The sequence below is a fragment of the Streptomyces mutabilis genome (assembly GCF_046628145.1).
Taxonomy (GTDB): Bacteria; Actinomycetota; Actinomycetes; order Streptomycetales; family Streptomycetaceae; genus Streptomyces; species Streptomyces mutabilis.
This window is the reverse complement of the sequence record NZ_CP176874.1, coordinates 496,004-515,696: the sequence shown is the minus strand read 5'-3', so window position 1 is coordinate 515,696 and position 19,693 is coordinate 496,004. Positions and strand designations below refer to the sequence as shown.

Sequence of the window (19,693 nt, the reverse complement as noted above, 5' to 3'; positions counted from 1 at the left end):
ACCTGGCCACCAGTCACGGCAAGCACCGTTGCAGTACTAGAGCAGGTCGCGTGGCACCTGCTCGTTCCAGGTGCGCGAGAACACCCGTCGGCCGTCCTCGTAGCCGTCCAGTGTGGCGTCCACGAAGAATCGGCTCTCGTCGCAGGTGAGACGGGTGTGGGTGACCACGCGCACGTCCCAGTCGGCGCGGCGGAAGTCCATGGTCCACGTGGACTCGCCGCTCACGGACGTGAAGTCGTCGGCGACGGAGGCGTAGCGTTCGTGCGCGCGACGGCCGACGTCCAGGCCGATCTCCTCGAAGCGGACCGTGCCCCGGTCCTTCACCGTCTCCAGCTCGGAGCGGTAGCCGACCAGGTCCCGCTTCACGTCCCACCGTTCCTCCGGGGGCGTGATGGTCGTGGTGGCGATGGGCGGGGTGCCCTCCGGCTCACCGAACGGCGCCGCCGGGGTGTCGTCGGCCTGCTCCGGGGGACGGACCGGGAGGGTCAGCGAGCTGGAGTGCTGGTGGATGCCGAGCATCGCCGGCTGGGGCGGCGGCCAGGCCAGCGGCCAGTACGAGGTGGACAGGGAGAGCCGGATGCGGTGGCCGGGCGGGAAACTCTGCGCCACTCCGTTGAGGTGGACCGTGGCCCGGTAGCGACGGCCGGGCACGAGCGGCTCGGGCCGTTCGGCGCTCTCCAGCCGGGTGAGGTTGAGCAGGCCGTAGGTGACCCGGGTGGCGGCTCCGTCCGGCCGGACGTCCGACAGGCGCGCGGCCACCATGGCGACCGGCTGGTCCACCGTCAGATCGAGGTCGACGGTCGGCGAACCGAGGATCTCCACCCGTTCGGTCAGCGGCTCGGTCTCGAAGACGAGTGAGCCGCCGTCCTCCTCACGCTGGTCGTAGGGCAGGTCGGGGGGCGCGTTGTAGGAGGCCCACTTGCCCGCGAACTGACCGACGGACAACGGGGACCGTACGGTCAGGACGTCCGCGTCTTCGGCCCCCGTGACGTCCGTGTCCCCCTCGCCCATCGCAACCGCCTGCGCCTCGCGGGCGGACCCGATCCGCCGCTCGGTGAGCGGGTGCGTGACCGGGTGGACGTGCGGGGACGGCCACTCGGGTTCCGCCACCCAGCGCCCGGGCCGCTCCTCGTAGGAGGTGGACGGCGGGACGCTGTCCTGCATCCACGTCCGCAGCATCGGGCCGTCCATCACGCCGTTGTCGACGCCCTTGAGCCAGTGGTCCCACCAGCGCACGACCTCCTGGAGGTAGCCGATGGCGGGACCCGGTTCGCCGAGGTGGGGGAACTTGTGCGACCAGGGGCCGATGAGCCCCTTGCGAGGCACGTCCAGGTGGGCGAGCAGCCTGGTCACGGCGTTGGAGTAGCCGTCCGCCCAGCCGCTGGAGGCGAGCACCGGGCAGCGTACGTCCGCGTAGTTCTCGGCGACCGAGGCGTGCCGCCAGTAGTCGTCGAGGCGCTGGTGGCGCAGCCACTCCACGACCCACGGGCGGGCGTGTTCGAGCCGTTCGTGCCACATGTCGCGCCAGCTGTCGCCGACCACGGCCGGGTCCGGGGGGCAGGTGGCGTAGGCGAACATCGTGCCCGCCTCGGCCAGGTTGTCCGACAGCATGGCGCCGCCCATGTAGTGCATGTCGTCGGCGTGCCGGTCGTCGGTGAAGGAGGCGATGACGACGGCCTTGAGGCTCGGGGGCCGCCGGGCCGCCACCTGGAGGGCCGCGAACGCCCCCCACGACAGACCCATCATCCCGGTCGTGCCGTCGCACCAGGGCTGGTCGGCGAGCCAGGCCAGCACCTCCTCGGCGTCCCGCTGCTCGATCTCCAGGTACTCGTCGCGCAGCACCCCCTCCGACTCGCCGGTGCCCCGCAGGTCGACGCGGACACAGGCGTAACCGTGCCCGGCGATGTAGGGGTGGTGGACGGAGTCGCGTTCGGCGGTGAGGTCCCGCTTGCGGTAGGGGATGTACTCCAGGACCGCGGGGACGGGCTCGTGGTCCGACGACGTGGGCCGCCAGATGCGTGCCGACAGACGGACGCCGTCCGACATGGGGATGACGACGTGTTCCTCTTCCTTCGTCGTGTACGGCAGGTGCGTCACGTGTCGCATGGTCGGCGCTCCTTAACCCCGCGCTCCTTCCGGCGGCTCGTCGAAGGTGAGGCCCAGGGCAGCGACGCACTGGTCGTACTTCCTGCGCAGGTCCTCCTCGTCGTCGCCACCGGTGAAGATGTGCGCGAGTTCGTAGCTGTAACTGTCCTGCTGGGAAAGGTCGGAGAGGCGCCGGCCCGGCTCGGGCAGGACCTCGATCCGCACACCCGGTATCTCGCGTTCGATGCGGGCGATGTCCTCGGCGGAGGGCACATGCCGCACCACACCGTCCGTGAACCACCGGTAGTACCACTTCGCCGCCATCGCGTACGGGCCCTTGCGGTGCGGCATGCGCGGGTCCTCCCCGAGGGCGAGGGCGAGCATGGCGTGGTGGTTGGGGACGCCGTCCACGTACTGGAACAGCTCGGCGTGGGACTGCGAGTGGCGCGGGTTGATCTCCAGCAGGCTGATGTCCTGACTGCCCGGGTCGTAGAAGTACTCCACGCTGAAGGTGGCGTTGTCGAAGCCGATCCGGCGCATCACCCGCTCGGTGACGTCGTGCAGCCGCGCGACGACCTGCGGGGGCAGCATGGAGGGGTACTGGTGGCGCAGGAAGCACGGCGAGTCCGGGTAGTCGATGGAGTCGAGCGTGCCGTAGACGGTCACCTCGCCGTCGTGCACGTAGCCCTCCACCGCGACCTGCACACCCGACAACGACTCCTCGGCGAGACACACCCGGCCGCCGACGCCGTCCATCTCCGGCGGAAGGTCGATCCGTTCGAGGATGTGCTCGAAGGGGCGGCCGATACGGGAGATGCCCTCGCGTATCTCCGCGACGGCCTTGCGGAACTCCTCCTCGTCCCCGACCCCGAAGGCGAGCTCGGACGAGTAGGACAACGCGGGCTTGAGCCACATCGGGAACCGCACGCCGTCCGGGGGCCGGGGCGGGTCCGCCTTCAGGTCCACGCGCCCGAAGCGCGGGTGCCGGTCCGTCACCTCCCGCTGCTCCAGCCGGCTCCAGTACTTGTGCTCGCACTTGACGATCGACTCGAGGCTGGTGGTCCGGGTGCCGTACCGCTCGCCGAGGATCGGGACGAGGGTGCTGACCGGGAAGTCCCAGTAACCGACGATCGCGTCGATGCTTCCGTCGAAGGCGTCCAGCACCTCCTCCGCCTTCTTGATCACCGCCGGCAGGCGCACCTCCCCGCCCTGCAGTTCCTCGACCGTCAACAGGCCGTGGAAGCGCAGCGACTCGGCCCCCGGCACGGCCTCGAGCGTCGGAAGGTTGGCCTCGTCGAGACCGACCACGAAGACGTTCTTGACATTGTCGTCAGACACGGCTCTCCTTTCTCCTCCGAAGATCGTCGGGGTACCCCGGTGCGGCGCGGGCAACCCCCGGGCACGGCTGCGAGGGCGGCGACGACGTGGTCCACCGCAAGGTCCCGGCCGGCTCGGCGGGCAGGCGGTGCGGTCAGATGACGCGGAAGAGGTCGGCGGCGGCGTGCACGTCGGTGAGGTCCTCGACGGCGCGGAGGTTGTCGCACAGGGCGTCGAGGACCGAGTCCTCACCGGCGACGCGTGGGGCGCCGACCGCGATGCCGAAGACGCGGAAACCGAGGCGGTGCTTGGCGTCCTTCCAGCCGCGCATCCACTCCTCGGTGACACCGCAGTCGTCGTCGGTCAGCATCACGATGTCGCCGCGGGCGCGGGCGGAGTCGTTGAACTCCTCCTCCAGGATCTCGGCGGCCGCCGTGAGCGGCCGCTGGTAGCTGGTGCCGCCGCCCAGGAAGGACTCCGCGAAGTCGAGCACCTCGGTGACGCCGGCGGGCCGGTCCGCCGGGAAGCGGAAGACGCGGAGCTTGTCGGCCGCCGCGAACAGGATGCCCACGAAGTCGCGCCCCGCGTGGCGGGCCTGGTCCAGCAGTGCCAGGGCGCAGGCCTTGGCCCACGCCTCCCGGGTGATGCCGCCGGGCCCCGCCTCGTACATGGAGTGCGAGGTGTCCACGCAGGCGATGACGGCACCTCGGCCGGTGGCCTGCTCGCCCTGGCTGTCGTAGAGCATCAGCTCACCGGCGGCATAACGCGCGGCGAACACCGCACGCAGCTCGGGCACCCCGAGGGACGCCAGCTCGGAGGGGATGACGCGGGAGAGGTCGTCGCCGAGCGTGACGCCGATCAGTTCCCCGGTGGCGTTCTCCACCCTGCGGGCGCGCTCGCCGTCGGCCATCTGCCGGAAACGGCCGATCAGCTCGGCCCACTGCGCGAGCCGTCCGGTGCGCAACCGCTCGGCGAGCCGGGCCCGTTGCTCGAAGGGCATCCGTTCCAGCTCTCCGGGTCCGACACCCCACGCCCGCATCAGCGCCGTCTCGTTCCGCGCGGCCCGGGCGGCCTGCGCCACCGCGCTCCGCGCGGCGGCGCGGGTGCCGGGCAGCGCCGCCCCGAGCGCCTGGGCGGCGCTGCGGGCGTCCTTGCGCGCGATGTCCTCGGCGCGCTCGGCGGCCTCCGCCGCCCGGCGTACGGCATCCGGTTCAGGGGCCGGGTCGGTGCCGTCCTCGTGGGGTTCGTGGGCGGCCTGCCGGAGAGCGTCGGCCACGGTGGCGGCGGCGTCCTCCGCGCCCCGCAGACTCCGTCGCGCCCGCTGGGCCTGCTCCTGGGCGCCGGTGGAGTCCTCCAGCATCCGGCGCAGCGCGGTGGCCTGGGCGAGTACGGCCATGGCGGCGGCGTAGGGATCGCCGGCCGTCTCCCGGTGCAGCCCCGCGAACTCGGGTGAGTCCGTCAGGGAGGTGATGATCTGGTGGTTGACCAGCCGGGAAGGGTCCATATCCGCCCGCTGCCGCACGCGGGGGCGTGCCTTGTAGGCGGCCCAGAAGACGTCGGCCAAGAGGTCGGTGGCGTGGCCGTGGCGTTCGTCCAGTTCCCGGGCCAGCTCGCGCAGCCCGGCCGCCTGCTCGTGCATGTCGCGCCAGGTCATGAGGTCGAACCGGTCCGCGACCACGGCGGCGGTGTGCCGCCGGGCCGTGACGGTCGAAAGGCTCAGCCACTTCCCGGCCCGGCTCACCGGCTCGCCGAGCGAGTCCGCTGTCTCCTCCACGTCCCCGGCCGCCCGCCCTCAGAGCTGGGCCTGCACCGTGCTCGCGTCCACACCGAGGGCCTCGGTCAGGACGCGGGCGCGCACCGCGTGCCTACGGCGGGTGACCCGGTCGATGGTGGCGGTGGAGCGTCCCGCGCTCGCCGCCTCCGCACGCAGCTTCTCCAGCCGCTTGCCCGTCGTGGCGAGCTGGTGGTGGGCCTTCTTGATGACCCACTCGCTCAGCGCCTCGCGGGACTGGCCGGCCATGGCGTCGAGCTGGGCCTCCAGTTCCTCGATGGCGTCCGCCAGGTCGAGAGCCTCCTTGGCGTCGGGATTGACCAGGTGCAGCACCTCCCGCTCGACGATCGGCCGCTGGGCGGGGGAGTCCCACAGCACGTGCGTCAGCACCGACAGGTCGGTGTCGGCGACTGCGGTACGGCCGTCGAGGTACGCGGAGGCCTGGAGCAGGCGCACGGCCTGCCGCCAGCGGCGGTCCGAGGCGATGAGTTCCTTGCGGCGCAGCGCGGCCCGCAGTGTGCACACCGCGTCGACGACGGCGTCGGGGACCTCGACGGCCGGGACGGCCTCGGCCACGGCGCGCTGCAGCGCGGCCAGTTCGACCGTGGTCCGCGGCGGGGCCTCGGCGCTGCCGACGGCGGAGCGGACCAGCGCGGCGAAGTTGGAGGGGTCCGTCAGGTAGCCGACCTCGACGCGCACGAGCAGCCGGTCGTAGATCGCGGCCGAGTCCTCTCCGGTGGGCAGTTCGTTGCTCGCCGTGATCGCTCCGATCAGGGGGCAGCGGATCGGCTCGCCGCCGTTCTCGGGGTGGTAGATCCGCTCGTTGAGGAAGCCGAGGGTCTCGTTGAGCGCTGCCGTGGAGCACTTGAAGATCTCGTCGATGAACGCGATGTGCGCGGTCGTGGCGCGGCCGTCGTAGACCTGGCGGTACTCGCCCCTGGCCAGCGCGGCGACGTCGATGGGCCCGAACATCCTCGTCGGCGCGGTGAACTTCGAGAGCAGGATCTCCCAGTAGGACGCACCGTCGATCCGGCCCGTCAGTTCCCGGGCCAGCTCCGACTTCGCCGTCCCGGGCGGTCCGAGCACCAGGGAGTGCTGTCCGGCGAGCAGCGTGATGACCAGCGTCCGCACCACGTCGGCCCGCTCGTAGAAACGGTCCGACAGTTCGTCGCCGATGGTCCGCAGCCGCCGGGCCGTGTCCTGCGCGTCCTGTGCACCCATAGCCAACTCCTCGCCTCGGTGCTCGGATGGGCCGGCAGCAGCCTATCCCGGACGCGGCCGTCCCCCGGCGAATGGTCTCGTCGGGGGACGGCCAGTCCGCGGCCTCATGGAAGCCGTGCGGGTTGCGGCTCGACAGGCCGAGGTCGCGGAGTTCCTGGCGGGTGGGCGCGAAGGGCGGGGGCCCGCCGCGAGCGGTCCCCCGCCCACCCGGTCCGCGGCGAACCGCGGCCCCGGTCAGCCGCCGACGTTGACGTCGATGCAGGCGTAGAAGGCGTTGTCGGTGTCGGCCACGTTCCACACGGCGAGCACCTTCTGCGGCCCGGACAGGCCGGCGAAGTCGACCTGGTGGTTCACCACCGCGTCCGGCTTGGCGCCGCCGTCGTCGAACACGGCGATCCGCTGACCGCCCACGTAGTACTCCCAGGTGCTGGTGGCGTGCTGCGCGGTGAGCTTCCAGGAGAAGGTCGCGTTCTTGGGCACCGGGGTGACGGCCCAGCCCTTGCTGTCGTCGTCCAGCTCCGCGAAGCGACTGTTGCCGCCGCTGCAGCTGGTCAGGCCCTTGGGGCCCTCGACGCTCTGGGGTTCGTACTTGATGTCCCCGCAGGACACCGTGCCCGCCGCGCACTGGGCCTGGCGGCTGGGCGGATCGGAGATGTAGCCGTGCGCGCTCGCCGAGGGGGCGGGGAGGCTGACGGCGATGACGGGGGCGAGGGCCGCGCCCACCAGGGCAGCGGTCTTCCTGCTGGCGTGCATGTGAAACTCCTTCACCTCGGGCCGGCCCGGAGCGCGCGGTCGTGTGTGGGGGCGACCGCACGTCGGGGACGGCCTCTCGTGAGTGGGGGTCGAGAGACGCGAAGGTGACGCGCACACGCCGTCCGTACACCGCGGAGCCGGTCCCTGGCAGGGCTCAACTCCGCAAGCGGAGCGGCGAGTTCCTTGGACTAGACCATACAAGCGATCGACATGAGCGTGTCAAGGGTGTGTCGAGCGCTGCGCGCCCAAGTCTGTGGTGGCCAAGGGATCGCCGCCCCGGACCGGCCGGGAGTGGTCGCGGTCGGGCGGGTGCGGGGTTCGACTTGATAGGCAAGCGAACACTTGCCTATCCTGGAGGCGTGGCCGACGACGTCTTCAAAGCGCTGGCCGACCCCACGCGCCGCATCATCCTCGACGAGCTCACGGAGAAGTCCGGGCAGACCCTGTTCGAGATCTGCTCACGGCTGAGCATGAGGCATCGCCTCGGCATCTCTCGTCAGGCGGTCTCCCAGCACCTCGCGGTGCTGGAGGGTGCCGGGCTGGTCGAGACCAGGCGCGAGGGTCGCTACAAGTTCCACGACCTGAACACGGCCCCGCTCCGGCTGATCAGTGAGCGGTGGCTCGTGGCCGACACACCCGAACCGGAAGAGAGCACCCCATGAAGATCCACATGACCAGCGTCTTCGTCGACGACCAGGCCGCGGCCCTGCGCTTCTACACCGAGGTCCTCGGCTTCGTGAAGAAGCACGACGTCCCCGTGGGGGAGACGGACCGGTGGCTGACCGTCGTCTCCCCCGAGGAGCCGGGCGGCACGGAACTCCTCCTGGAGCCCCTCGGTCACCCTGCCGCCCGGACCTACCGCGACGCCCTCGTCGCGGACGGCATCCCGCTCGCCCAGTTCGCCGTCGGTGACGTCAAGGCGGAGTACGAGCGTCTGCGCGGTCACGGCGTCCGATTCACCCAGGAGCCCCTGGAGATGGGCCCCGTCACCACGGCCGTCTTCGACGACACCTGCGGCAACCTGATCCAGATCGCGACCGAGGCGTAGCGGGCGGTCTCGGCGAGTGGTGGCGCGAGGGGGTGTTGACAGTTCAGGCTAACGGGATTAGCTTTTGGCTAATTCAGTTAGCCAACTGGTCTCCGGAGGCGTCCATGACCGAGTACCTCCCCGTCGGCGGCGGGAAGATCGCGTACGAGGTGGCGGGCTCCGGCCCCCTGATCGTTCTCGCCCACGGCATGGGTGACAGCCGTGCCGCGTACCGTGCCGTCGTCCCGCGGCTGGTGGCGGCGGGGTACCGGGTGGCCTCGGTCGACCTGCGCGGCTGCGGTGAGTCCAGCGTCGACTGGCCGGCCTGGAGCCGCACCGACATCGCCGGTGACCTGCTGGCCGTGATCCGTCATCTGGGCGGCCCGGCCGTGCTCGTCGGCCACTCGGCCTCCGGCGGCGCCGCCACCATCGCCGCGGCGCAAGAGCCCTCGCTGGTCACCGCGGTCGTCGAACTGGCTCCGTTCACCCGCAAGCAGTCGGTCGGCCTCGGTGACCTGAAGGTCAAGCGCTTCCGGCAGGGCATGCTGCGGCTGCTCGGCGCGGGCGTCCTCGGCAGCGTGCCGCTCTGGCGCTCGTACCTCGATGTGGCCTACCCGGGTGTGAGGCCGGACGACTGGACCGAGCGGATCGCCCGCATCGAGTCCCTGCTGCGCGAGCCGGGCCGGATGGAGGCCATGCAGGGCATGGGGCGCAGTGCGCCGACCGACGCCGGCGCCCAGCTCGGCAACGTCCGCTGCCCGGTCCTGGTCGTCATGGGCACGCTCGACCCCGACTGGGCCGACCCGCACGCCGAGGGCTCGGCGATCGTCGGCGCCCTGCCGTCCGGCCTCGGCCGCCTCGAAATGATCGAGGGTGCCGGGCACTACCCGCACGACCAGTACCCCGACCAGGTGGTCTCCCTCGTGCTCGCCTTCCTCCGTGCGGACGCCGCCCGTGCCTAGGGCCGGCCTGGACCCGGCGGCCGTGGTCGCGGCCGGTGCCGCTCTCGCCGACGAGGTGGGTCTGGCCAACCTGACGATGGGTTCGCTGGCGGAGCGCGTCGGCGTGCGTACCCCGTCGCTGTACAAGCACGTGGGCGGCCAGGAAGACCTCAACCGGCGCATCGCCGTCCTCGCGCTGAGCGAGGTCGCCGACGCCGTCGGTGGAGCTGTCCAGGGATACGCGGGCCGAGATGCCCTGGCGGCCGCGGCCCGAGCGTTCCGCGCCTTCGTGCTGGAGCACCCCGGCCGGTACTCCGCCACGATCGGACAGGAGCCGTCCGGCCCCGAGGACCCGTTGGCCGCCGCCGGCCGACGACTCCTCGACGCGTTCATGGCGGTCCTGCGGGGCTACGAGATCGACCCGGCCGACGTGGATCACGCTCTGCGCATGCTCCGCAGTCTGTGCCACGGCTTCGCCACGCTACAGGTGGCCAACGGCTTCCAGTGGAGCGCGGACATCGACGAGAGCTTCGAGTGGCTGATCGCCTTCGCCGACCGCGGCCTGCGCGCCCTGTGAGTGGTTTCCCTGCATTGCATTGCAACGAGCTGCGACCCGGTTTGTTGCGTTAAGCTGGCACCGTTGCAACGATTTAAGAGGCGTGAGCTGCCCAAATAGGCGATCCCTGCAATAAATCAGTTGCTCGCATCGTGAATGCAACGTAGCGTTTCCCTCGTTGGAAAGCATCGGCGAGGGGTGGATCATGGACGTAGCGCAGAGCCGGAAGCAAGCCGCGCCCGGTGCCTCGGCCGCCTTCGCCCGCTTCGTGCTCTGCGGTGGCGGGGTGGGGATCGCCTCGAGCCTCGCCGTGGCGGGTCTCGCCTCGTGGATTCCCTGGGTCCTGGCCAACGCCCTGATCACGGGGGTCTCCACGCTGCTCGCCACCGAGCTGCACGCTCGCTTCACCTTCGGCGCGGGCGGGCGGGCGACCTGGCGCCAGCACACGCAGTCGGCCGGTTCCGCGGCGGCCGCGTACGCGGTGACCTGCATGGCGATGCTCGCACTGCATCAGCTCGTGGCGGCCCCCGGCGCGGTGCTCGAGCAGGTCGTCTACCTGTCCGCCTCCGCGCTCGCCGGTGTCGCGCGGTTCGCCGTGCTTCGCCTGGTCGTCTTCGCGCGAAGCCGTTCGCAGGTCGCCGGTGCCGGCGCCGGCCGAGCCGCCCGTCCGGTCCCGTGCGTCTCGACGTCGGCCGCTCCCGCGGGGCTCTGCCGAGCCGCCTGACGGTCGCTTTATGGTGGTTTGATGCGCGTTGTCCCCAGATGGGTCCTGTTCTCCTCCGGGTGTGCGCCCGTCCTGCTGATCGGAGGCTGGTCGGGCGCCGCACTCTTCGAAGGACCCGCGTACGACCCCGCCACCCAGACGATCAGCGTCCTGGGCGCCCACGGGGCTTCGGGCTACTGGGTGATGACAGTGGCGTTTCTCGCTCTGGGCGCCTGCCACCTGCTGACCGCCTGGGGGTTGCGGGCGGCCGCGACCGCCGGACGCGTGGCGCTGGGCGGCGGCGGTGTCGCGGCGCTGGCCGTGACGCTGCTTCCCGCGCCGAGCAGCGGGGGTTCCCTGCGGCACGGTGCGGTGGCGGTGGTCGGTTACACACTCCTCGCGGTGTGGCCAGTGCTGGCCGTCGACGTCAGAGCGGGCGGCCCCTGGGCTCTGCGGCTCGCGCCCGCGATCATGGTGAGCGTGCTGATGGGTGCCGGTGGAGCATGGTTCCTGTTCGAGATGCACCGGCACGGCAACGCGGGTGTCGCGGAGCGCGTCGTGACGTTCCTTCAGTCGCTGTGGCCCTTCGTGGTCGCCGCTTCCTGCCTCCGTCACGTACGCCGACCGGCCCGACGCCCCGTGCCCGAGTAGCCGGCCGGGTGGAAAGCCCCTGGGCCGGCGCACCCGCCTTGGCTCGGCGGGTGTCCGTCATGCGGTGTCGGTGCGTCCGTCCCGTGGGCCGAAGGCGGCCAGCGCGTCCGCGTCGGTCGCCCGCGCTCGAAGGAAGTAGTCGGCCCACTGCCCGATGTCGGGGTAGGAGGAGTCCCGGATCACCTGGGCGATCGCGGCGTCGATGTCGAACTGCGTGGTGCGCAGTTCGACGCCGGGGCCCAGGAGCGCCCAGTGGGCTCCAGTCCGGCCGTAGGGCATGCCGACGCTGCCGGGGTTGACGACGAGCCTGCCGTGGGCGAGACGTACGAACGGCATGTGGGTGTGGCCGAGGACCACCGTGCGCACGTCGCCGGGGAGTTCCCCGAAGACCTCTCGCCAGCGGTCGAGACGCGAGTCGACCAGGACGACTTCCTCGTCGTCCCGAGGGGTGGCGTGGCAGAAGAAGACCTTCCCCAATCCTTGCAGCGGCAGGCACAGCGACCGCGGCAGGCCGGAGAGGTGTTCGAGGTGATCGGCGCGGAGTTGCCCGGCGGCCCAGGGAGCGATCGGGTCGGGGATTCCGTCGCGCAGACCGCGGCGGTACTCGACGAGTTCGCGGTCGGCGTTCCCGCTGATCCAGGCGATTCGGTCGCCCAGTGAGGTCAGCAGGTCCAGCACCCGGGCCGGTTGCGGACCGGCCGCGATGTCGCCGGTCAGCACGACCCGGTCGGCGGCGCGCACCTCCGGCTCGTCGAGCACTGCTTCCAGGGCCGGCAGGACGCCGTGGACGTCGGACAGGACGGCTACTCGCTTCAGCATGGCCACCACTGTGCAACGCCGCCCGCCCGGTGGAGGCTCGTCCGGGCCCTCGCGCAGCCCTTTCAGGTGGACGGGGAGCGGTGCCGGTCCACGATCCCCTCGACGATCCGCATCAGTCGGTCGCCCGCCTGGTCGATGCTGCCGTTCTGCGTGCTGACCTGTGCGCCTTCGAGTACGAAGGTGATCTCGGCCGTGGCCTGCTCGGGGTCGGGCAGGCCCGCGTCGGCGCACAAGCCGACCATTCTGCGGGTCTGTTCCGCCTTGTGTCTCTCGATGATCTGCCGTGCGGGATGGGAGCGGTCGGGCAGTTCGGCGATGGAGTTGATGAACGGACAGCCCCGGTGCGAGATCCCGGGCAGCCCGTCGGCGATGAAGCGGGCCACGCCCAGGATCTGCTCCCTGGGACGGCCGGGATGCTCGGCCTCCACCCGGTCGAAGGCGGCCTGGTAGTCGGCGGCGACGATGCGCAGCCACTCCGCGACGAGCGCGTCCTTGGTCTCGAAGTGCCGGTAGATCGCCATCTTGGTGGTTTCCGCCTTCTCGGCGATCGCCTGGACGCCCACCCGCCGGATCCCCTCGCTCTGGAACAGCTCTTCCGCCGCGTCGAGGATGCGCTCGCGGGGCGGCAGCTTCGCCACCCTGCCCGGCCTTGCTGCGGTCGATGCCATGTGACTGCTCCGTCGAGTCGCGTCCCGCGGTGGCCGTGGGGCCCCTGATCACCTGCTACGGTACCAGTCCGTTCCGTTCGATACCGCTGGGTATCACTCGGGACCGAACGGTATCCCCTCTCTTGCCTTGGAGTGACAGTGAGAATCGCCGAGTACGCGGACTTCGACGCGGTAGGGCTCGCGGAGCTGGTGGCGAAGGGTGAGGTGACCCCCGCCGAGGTGGAAGCAGCCGCACGCGAGGCCGTGCGGGCGGTCAATCCGCAGATCAACGCCGTGGTCGAAACCTGGCCGGCGGACGACGCGCCGGAACCGGGCAGTACGCCGCTGGCCGGCGTCCCTTTCCTGATCAAGGACATCGGAGTCGCCATGGCCGGGAGGCGGATGGAACTGGGCAGCCGTCTCGCGGCCGGCCACGTGGCCCGCTCCGACTCCTTCCTGATGCGGCGTTTCCGCCGCACCGGCCTCGTGACGTTCGGGCGCACCGCGACACCGGAGATGGCCTACAGCAACACGACGGAACCGGTGCTGTACGGCGCGACCCGCAACCCGTGGGACCCGGAGCGGAGCGCGGGCGGATCCAGCGGGGGCGCGGGCGCGGCCGTCGCCGCCGGGGTGGTCCCGCTGGCGCACGCCACCGACGCCGCCGGTTCGATCCGCATCCCCGCCGCCTGCAACGGCCTCTTCGGGCTGAAGCCGACCCGCGGCCGCGTCTCCATGGGTCCGCACTTCGACGAGGTCTTCAACGGCCTGGCCGTGCACGGCAGCGTCAGCCGCACGGTGCGCGACAGCGCGGTCCTCCTCGACCAGGTCCGCGGGCCGGAAGCGGGCGACCCCTACTTCGCCCAGGAGCCCTCCAGGCCGTACGCGGAGGAAGTCACCCGGGACCCGGGGACGCTGCGGATCGGCGTCCTCACCCAGGCATGGGGTGGACACCGCACCAGCGCGCCCGTGGCCGACGCGGTCTCCCGCACCGCGCGTCTGCTGGAGTCCCTCGGCCACCGGGTGGAGGAGGCCACGGTCGACCTGGGGGTCGACTGGGAGGACTTCCTCCTGGCCAACGCCCGCCAGTGGACGGCGAATCTCACGGCGTCCATCGACGAGCTGGCCGCCGCCTCGGGCCGGCCCGTCGACTCCTCCACCCTGGAGCCGCCCGTACTCGCCGGCTACCGCTACGGGCAGCGGGTCGGCGGCGCCGAGTTCGTCACCGCTCTCGCGGTCCGCAACCGGGTCGCCCGATCCCTGGCACGCTGCTTCGCCGTCCACGACGTGCTGCTCACCCCGACGCTGCCGGAACTCCCCGTCCCCCTCGGCACCCATGCCGAGGGCGCGGAAGCGCTGGACGGCCTGGGCTGGTTGCGGCGCCTCTTCGACATCTCGCCGTTCACCGCGGTGTTCAACGTGGCGGGCACGCCCGCGATGTCCGTACCGGTGACCGCCGATGCCGAATCGGGGCTTCCGATCGGAATGCAGTTCGCCGCCGGTTACGGACTCGAGGACCGCCTCTTCCGTCTCGCCGGCCAGCTCGAACAGGCAAGTCCCTGGTCGGACCGGACGCCCGCGGTGTGGGCCGGGAACCACACCGACCGCTGAGGAGTCCGCGTCGTCGCTGCCTCGACGCCGAGGTTCCGGCAATGTGAACGTGTCACCGGTCGGTGACAGCGCCGTCCTGGTACGAAGACGCCGGGATCCCTTCGGCTCGCGGTCCCCTCATAGTGATCGAAGAAGCACCGGGAACCCGGGCAGCTTCGGCCTCGACCACTGATGACCAAGGGGAACTCATGTCCGGCAACCGCCGCAAGGCCCTGCTCGTCTCCGCAGCCCTCCTGGGCGGCACCATGCTGATGACCGCCTGCCAGGACACGGACACCACCGACGCCGCGCCGGAATCGTCGTCCGCTTCTCCGGCCGGCGACGCGACCGCCACCCCTTCCGGGGCGTCGACCGCGGGCGGCGGCCAGGGCAGCGACAAGGAAACCGAAGCGACGGGCAAGGGAACGGAGGACGCGGCCGGCTCCGGCGTCGACACGGGCAACGGGGAGCGGGTACCGGTCGAGCAGAGCTGCGGTGCCAACGACATCTCGTGGAGCACCAGGTCCGAGAGCCAGGCCGGCGGGTACATCCTGATCGTCGCCAAGGCGAAGGAGGGGATCAGCTGTTACCTCCCCGCCGCCCTTCCCACCGTGGCGTTCGGCTCCGACGGCACCCAGGCCGGACCCGCGGAGCAGACCGTCGGAGAGCAGATCAAGCTCAGCGGCAGCACCAGCGCCTACGCCGGGGTGAACCCGAAGACCACCGACGGCGACGGTGGCAAGGAACTGGACAGCATCATCGTCGCCGTCGGTGACGGCGACCCCGACCCGGTGTCCCTGCCGGTCGGCACCATCACCGTCGAGGAACCCGTCGTCACCAACTGGCACACCGACCCGACGGACGCCGTTCCGGCCGGCTGAAGGGCCCGTCGTCGCCTCGTCCCGTAGGGCCGCCGAGGGCCGCCGCGAACCGCGGGTTCCAGTGCATGTCGTGACCGGAGCTAGAGCCCGTGCACTTTGGCGCTGGTCGAGACCTCGTAGACCAGTTGGATTGTGCGCCGGCCTCCGGGAGGGAGAAGGACGTTCCAGCGGACGATGCCGTCCGCGTCGACGTCGTCGGGCGGGGGAGAGCAGGCATCCCGGCGCAGGTTCACCTCCACCGCCGAGGTCTCGGAGACCGGCACGCGTTCCCGGACGACGACCATGTGCTCATGGCGCTCGGCCGGCCCCGAGAAACGTGAGAGGTGCAGCCGGACGGTGCGGGTGAGGACGGTCCGCTGGGTGAGACCGGTGGTGTCACGGGTCTCCTCGGTCCGCCGAACGACCCGGTGGTCGTCGCGGCTGCCGAAGGCGAGGACGGCCGGGGCGCCGGGGGCGGTGAAGTCCAGGGTGCCGCGGCCGAGGAAGCCGCTGCCGCTGACGAGATCCACGGGCCCGGCGAGCAGCGCGTGTCCGGAGCGGTTGTCGAACCGGACCAGTCGACCGACGAGTGGGGACAGCTCGGGCGAGCAGGCGTACTCCGTACCTGTCGGGGTCTCGAAGGAGGAGAGCGGCACCCGGTGTGCCCGCCCGTCGGACGGTACCGAGACCGGGGTGTCGCAGTGCAGGACCCGGGCCTCGCCGCCGTCGTCGACCCCCGGCAGGCCCTGTACGGGCGCGGGGCCGAGATCCGCGATTTCCTCTTCGCGCAACTCGACCTGGACGGTGCGGCGCTCCGCCGCTGAGCGGTCCCGGAGCGTCAGCCTGTCCTCCGAGAGGCGGGGAGGCTCGGTGGCGAGCGTGCTGCGGGCCGTCGACAGGGTCAGCCGCACGTTCGACCAGTCCTCGCCGGTGCGCTGCCAGACCATCGCGTCCGTGTCCAGGGTGAGGGAGCCCCCGTCGAGTACGGCGCGGTAGGCGGGCCGCCACAGGGCGCACGGGACGAGGTGGGCCACGCGCAGCCCGGCCGGACCGGCCTCGGCCGCCCGGACGGTCAGTTCGATGTGGCCGACCAGTTCGGCGGGTTCGGTCTCCGCGCTCGCCAGGGCGTGCCGGGCGTCGGAGAGTTCGGCGGCGAGCGCGGTCAGCCGGGCGTCGACCGCGCGCAGTCGCTCGCCGCAGGTGTCGCGTTCCCCGTCGACCCGGTCCAGTTCGCGGGTCCACCGGGTCCGGTCGGACTCGCCGAGGCCCGCGCCCTCGCCGATCTCCCGCAGCAGGTCGCCGGCGAGACGGCCGAGGAGGTCGACGCGGGTGTGCAGACGCTCGCGCTGCCGGCCCAGCGCCTCCTGTTCCTCCTCGAGGTCTCTCACGCGGTGGCGCAGGGCGGAGTCGTCGTCGGCGGGTCCGGGCGCTCTCGGTGTCCACTCGCGTACGACCCGGGCGTCGAGCACGGTCACCGGGTGTCCGGCGGACAGCTCGGCGTGCAGGCTGTGGTCGACGGCGAGGGCGCTGACCGGTCCGAGGCGCAGGACCCGGGTGCCGGCCGCGAGGTCGACGACGGCGGTTCGTTCGACGTATGCCCGGTCCTCCAGGCAGGTGACGGCGGTGACGGGGAGGGCGATCGGCTCGGGGCTCGTGGGCATGAGGGGGTCAGCTCCTGCGGTTGCCGCCGGTCAGGGCCTTGCCGGCCGGGATGCGGATGACGTAGCCGCCGTCGAGGGCGGACGTGGAGTGGGCCGGGATCTCGACCCGCCACAGACGGGTGCCGGGAGCATGCTGATCGGGGTCGGTGCCGGCGGCGGGTGCCTCCCAGCCGGCCTTCTCCTCGATCCTGACGTCCGCGTCGGAGGTGACCGGCACCCGCTCGCGCACCTCGACGGTGACGGGAACCGGGAGCCGGTTGGCCAGTTCCACGTGGACGCCGTGGTCGAGGACGGTCACGTTGTTGCGCAGCCCCGCGGTCGACTCGCGCAGGCTCGTACGTCGCGTGACCCCGATGGCCTCGTCGGTGCCCAGCCCCACGCGGCGCACGCCGCCGGGCGCGAGCGTGGGCAGCGAGGTGGTCAGCAGGAAGTCCCCGTCCGCCGCGACCTCCAACGGACCGGCCAACAGCGCCTGGTCCGTGGCGTTGGAGAGCACCAGCGTCGTGTAGACCGCCTGTTCGACCGACGGGACGCACAGGTACTCCGTCCGCAGGCCGACCGACACCTCGCCCACGGTGATCGTGTGCCACGTACCGTCCGAGGGGACGTCGGCGCGTGCGGCGGCCTCGTAGCGGTGGTCGAAGGAACCGGCCGACTCGCGCGGGCGCACGGCGTTCCCCGGCAGGGGCAGCGCGGTGACCGTCTCGGCGCGTCGTCGGTGCTCGGCCGCCACCGGGTCGAGGGCCGAGTCGGGGAACAGCCGTCCGCGGCGCTCCGGTTCCCCGTCGGGGCCCTCGAGGACCAGTGCCGCGTAGTCGAGTTCGGCACCGCTCGGCCGGGGTGGTCCGGTCACCGGGGCCGGTGACGGGGCGGGTGCGGCCTGAGGAGCGGCTGCGGGGGGTGGTGCGGCCCGGCCGGGGACCGCGGGAGCCATGGGGCGGGGTGCGGCGGGAGCGGCGCCGGTGCGTCGGGCACGGCTCTTCCCGTGGGCAGGGGAGTGAGGTTGACCGGGCGCCGAGTAAACGGGCACGGCCCCCTCCGGGCCTGCCGGCACGCCGCCGGGTGGTGGTGGCAGGGCGCCGGGAGGCGGACCGTAGCCGTATCCCGCCACGGACGGGGTAGGGGGCGGAACGGACTCGGGCGCGGGAGCCTCGGGCGCCGCCGCGGCGGGGACGGCCACGGTGGAGCCGCCCACGCGCGGGCGCGACCCTGCCGCGTCGGTGCCGCCGACGCGCGGGCGCGGTCCCGCCGCGTCGTAGCCGCCGAAGAGGTCGAGCAGCCCGCGCGGGGGTTCGCGCCATCCCGACGACGGGGGAGCGGGCTGCTCGCGTCCGATCCGGATCGATCGGAGCCGGGGTACGTCGGTGCGCCTTCGCAGATCGGCCGTGGCCAGCGAGACGCGGACGCCGGTCCAGTCCTCACCCGTGCGCTGGGCCACCGCCGCCCGCATCAACAGCCGCCCGTCGTTCCCGCCCCGGCGGTGGGTGAGGCGGTAGGCCGGCACCCAGACGGCGCCGGGCACCCCGTACTCCACCTCGACCTCGACGTGTGTGTCACCGCTGCCCGTGAGGGTGACGACCGCGCACAGCGTGGTATCGGTCCGCGAGGCGGGGGCGTCGGTGGAGGCGCGGGAGAGCCTGTCGGAGGCGACGCCCAACTCGTGCTCGACCTGCCTCAGTTCCTCCTCCACCTCGCGCAGGCGGGAGTGCAGCACGGTCAGTCGCTCGTCCACGAACCCGGCGAGGGCCAGCCAGGCGTCGACGGGGGTGCGACGGTGCGGAGCCTCGTCCCCGCGGGGCGGCGGCACCGGGCGCAGGGCCGCCACCTCGTCGACCAGCCCCTGCTGACGGTTCCGGCGGGCCTGGAGGGCCTCTCGGGCATCGCGGAGCCGTTCCACCTCACGCCGGAGCTCACCGATCGGGCGGCTGTCGAGCGGTTCCGCCTCGACGGCCACCCTCGCCTCGGTGACTCGCGCGCCGCCGGCGCCGACGACCCGCACCCGCAGGGAACCCGGGTCCATCGAACGGGGCAGACCGGTCACCCGCACCCGCCCGTCCCGGGGCACGCTGCCGCGGGCGAGCCGACGGCAGAGGGCGCCCTGCGCGTACACCACCACCGAGTCCAGTGTCGACGCCCACCTCGGGACCGCCTCAGCCATCATGTGCTCCCCCACACGCCGTGTCAGTGCCGAGGGAACTCTATGCCGGATGCCGGCCGCGAGTGCTCCGCCCGTTCCACCGGCCGCGGCCCCACCGCCTTCCCGCCCGGGGGCGTCTCAGCCGAAGACGTCGTGCGTACGGCGGTGGAGGGCGTCGGCGTGGATGTCGCTCAAAGGGGCTGCGAAGGGGCGCGGATCGCCGAGATGTCGAACTGGAGCCGGACCTTCTCGCTGACCATGCTGCCGCCCGCCTCCAGTCGCTGGTTGTAGACCAGCCCCCAGTCGCGGCGGTCGATGGTCGTGGTGCCGTCGAAACCCGCCCGCTCGTAGCCGAACGGGTCCATGACCGAGCCGAGGTAGTCCAGCTGGAGGTCGACGGGCCGGGTCGTGTCGCGAATCGTGAGGTCGCCCGTCATGCGGAAGCTCTCCCCGGCCTCGTGCACGGTCGAGGTGCTGCGGAACGTCATCTGCGGATACCGGCGTACGTCGAAGAAGTCCTTGCCGACGAGATGCGCGTCCCGCTGCTCCACGCCCGTGTCGACGCTGGCGACCCGGATGACGATCTCGGCCCGGGACTCGGAGGGCCGGGCGCCGTCGAAGTAGAGCACGCTGTCGTAGTCGGTGAACGCCCCGCGGACGGTCGTGACCATGGCGTGCCGCACGGAGAAGCCGATCCGGCTGTGCGGGCGGTCGATGGTCCAGTGCCCCGTCAGTGCGCGAAGCGCCGGGTCGAGCGTGGCGTCGGCCGCCGCGCCCCGCCCGCCGGAGCGGAGTGAGTCCACGGTCGGTGACGGCTCGACGACGGCGGTCTGGCGCCGGCTGAAGATACCCATGAGGCGTGCCTTTCGAGTTGGATCACTTGGTTGTTACCACGGCGTGGGCAGGCCGGGCCCGGCAAGATGTGCGGCCTCGTCCGGGTTCCATGACGCCGCC

General features: G+C 72.1%; 18 protein-coding genes. 8 read left to right on the top strand and 10 right to left on the bottom strand.

From position 1 onward, the window contains the following. Positions 1–36 precede the first annotated feature (36 nt). The 5 genes from ACLIN4_RS01860 to ACLIN4_RS01840 form a co-directional block, all read right to left on the bottom strand. The gene (locus ACLIN4_RS01860) at positions 37–2,106 is read right to left on the bottom strand and encodes a CocE/NonD family hydrolase (protein ID WP_411575429.1); all 2,070 of its coding nucleotides are present in this window, start codon (positions 2,104–2,106) and stop codon (positions 37–39) included. A gap of 12 nt (positions 2,107–2,118) precedes the next feature. Further along, a complete protein-coding gene (locus tag ACLIN4_RS01855; protein ID WP_307653341.1) occupies positions 2,119–3,423 on the bottom strand; it encodes an ATP-grasp domain-containing protein in 1,305 nt (434 codons plus the stop codon). A gap of 133 nt (positions 3,424–3,556) precedes the next feature. After that, positions 3,557–5,056 carry a VWA domain-containing protein gene (locus ACLIN4_RS01850; RefSeq protein WP_411576724.1) on the bottom strand — a complete coding sequence of 500 codons (1,500 nt, stop codon included), beginning with the start codon at positions 5,054–5,056 and terminating at the stop codon, positions 3,557–3,559. A 138-nt stretch (positions 5,057–5,194) separates the two neighbouring features. Further along, positions 5,195–6,394, bottom strand: a complete 1,200-nt coding sequence (locus ACLIN4_RS01845) for an AAA family ATPase (RefSeq protein ID WP_107480295.1) — start codon at positions 6,392–6,394, stop codon at positions 5,195–5,197. Positions 6,395–6,628: 234 nt separating this feature from the next. Then, the gene (locus tag ACLIN4_RS01840; protein WP_381942828.1) at positions 6,629–7,147 is read right to left on the bottom strand and encodes a lytic polysaccharide monooxygenase auxiliary activity family 9 protein; all 519 of its coding nucleotides are present in this window, start codon (positions 7,145–7,147) and stop codon (positions 6,629–6,631) included. Between the two features lie 359 nt (positions 7,148–7,506). On the opposite strand from ACLIN4_RS01840, the gene ACLIN4_RS01835 reads away from it, so the two are divergent. From ACLIN4_RS01835 to ACLIN4_RS01810, 6 genes are all read left to right on the top strand, one after another. Then, complete coding sequence (locus ACLIN4_RS01835; RefSeq protein ID WP_100043947.1) at positions 7,507–7,809, top strand: ArsR/SmtB family transcription factor; 303 nt, start codon at positions 7,507–7,509, stop codon at positions 7,807–7,809. Next, complete coding sequence (locus ACLIN4_RS01830) at positions 7,806–8,195, top strand: VOC family protein (protein ID WP_107480297.1); 390 nt, start codon at positions 7,806–7,808, stop codon at positions 8,193–8,195. The genes ACLIN4_RS01835 and ACLIN4_RS01830 overlap by 4 nt, the downstream gene beginning before the upstream one ends. A 104-nt stretch (positions 8,196–8,299) precedes the next feature. Further along, positions 8,300–9,136: an alpha/beta fold hydrolase gene (locus ACLIN4_RS01825; protein WP_411575428.1), complete on the top strand. Its 837-nt coding sequence runs from the start codon at positions 8,300–8,302 to the stop codon at positions 9,134–9,136. Between the two features lie 22 nt (positions 9,137–9,158). Then, complete coding sequence (locus tag ACLIN4_RS01820; RefSeq protein ID WP_269959464.1) at positions 9,159–9,692, top strand: TetR/AcrR family transcriptional regulator; 534 nt, start codon at positions 9,159–9,161, stop codon at positions 9,690–9,692. A 184-nt stretch (positions 9,693–9,876) separates the two neighbouring features. Then, positions 9,877–10,395, top strand: a complete 519-nt coding sequence (locus ACLIN4_RS01815; protein WP_411575427.1) for a hypothetical protein — start codon at positions 9,877–9,879, stop codon at positions 10,393–10,395. 21 nt (positions 10,396–10,416) lie between these two features. Continuing rightward, complete coding sequence (locus ACLIN4_RS01810; RefSeq protein ID WP_411575426.1) at positions 10,417–11,025, top strand: DUF998 domain-containing protein; 609 nt, start codon at positions 10,417–10,419, stop codon at positions 11,023–11,025. 57 nt (positions 11,026–11,082) lie between these two features. Here the strand turns inward: ACLIN4_RS01810 and ACLIN4_RS01805 are convergent, their stop codons facing one another. Then, entirely contained in the window at positions 11,083–11,844 is a 762-nt protein-coding gene (locus ACLIN4_RS01805; protein ID WP_411575425.1) for a metallophosphoesterase family protein, read from the bottom strand. 62 nt (positions 11,845–11,906) lie between these two features. Next, positions 11,907–12,512: a TetR/AcrR family transcriptional regulator gene (locus tag ACLIN4_RS01800; protein WP_307653346.1), complete on the bottom strand. Its 606-nt coding sequence runs from the start codon at positions 12,510–12,512 to the stop codon at positions 11,907–11,909. Positions 12,513–12,650: 138 nt separating this feature from the next. On the opposite strand from ACLIN4_RS01800, the gene ACLIN4_RS01795 reads away from it, so the two are divergent. Then, positions 12,651–14,102 carry an amidase gene (locus ACLIN4_RS01795; protein WP_289907962.1) on the top strand — a complete coding sequence of 484 codons (1,452 nt, stop codon included), beginning with the start codon at positions 12,651–12,653 and terminating at the stop codon, positions 14,100–14,102. Between the two features lie 188 nt (positions 14,103–14,290). Further along, complete coding sequence (locus ACLIN4_RS01790) at positions 14,291–14,962, top strand: DUF4232 domain-containing protein (protein WP_107480224.1); 672 nt, start codon at positions 14,291–14,293, stop codon at positions 14,960–14,962. An 80-nt stretch (positions 14,963–15,042) separates the two neighbouring features. On the opposite strand, the gene ACLIN4_RS01785 is transcribed toward ACLIN4_RS01790, so the two are convergent. The 3 genes from ACLIN4_RS01785 to ACLIN4_RS01775 form a co-directional block, all read right to left on the bottom strand. After that, positions 15,043–16,602 carry a mucoidy inhibitor MuiA family protein gene (locus ACLIN4_RS01785; RefSeq protein WP_289907963.1) on the bottom strand — a complete coding sequence of 520 codons (1,560 nt, stop codon included), beginning with the start codon at positions 16,600–16,602 and terminating at the stop codon, positions 15,043–15,045. Positions 16,603–16,609: 7 nt separating this feature from the next. Continuing rightward, positions 16,610–18,763, bottom strand: a complete 2,154-nt coding sequence (locus ACLIN4_RS01780; RefSeq protein WP_307653348.1) for a DUF4139 domain-containing protein — start codon at positions 18,761–18,763, stop codon at positions 16,610–16,612. Between the two features lie 167 nt (positions 18,764–18,930). After that, positions 18,931–19,593, bottom strand: coding sequence for a YceI family protein (locus tag ACLIN4_RS01775; protein ID WP_289907965.1), 663 nt, complete (start codon positions 19,591–19,593; stop codon positions 18,931–18,933). Positions 19,594–19,693: the final 100 nt, after the last annotated feature.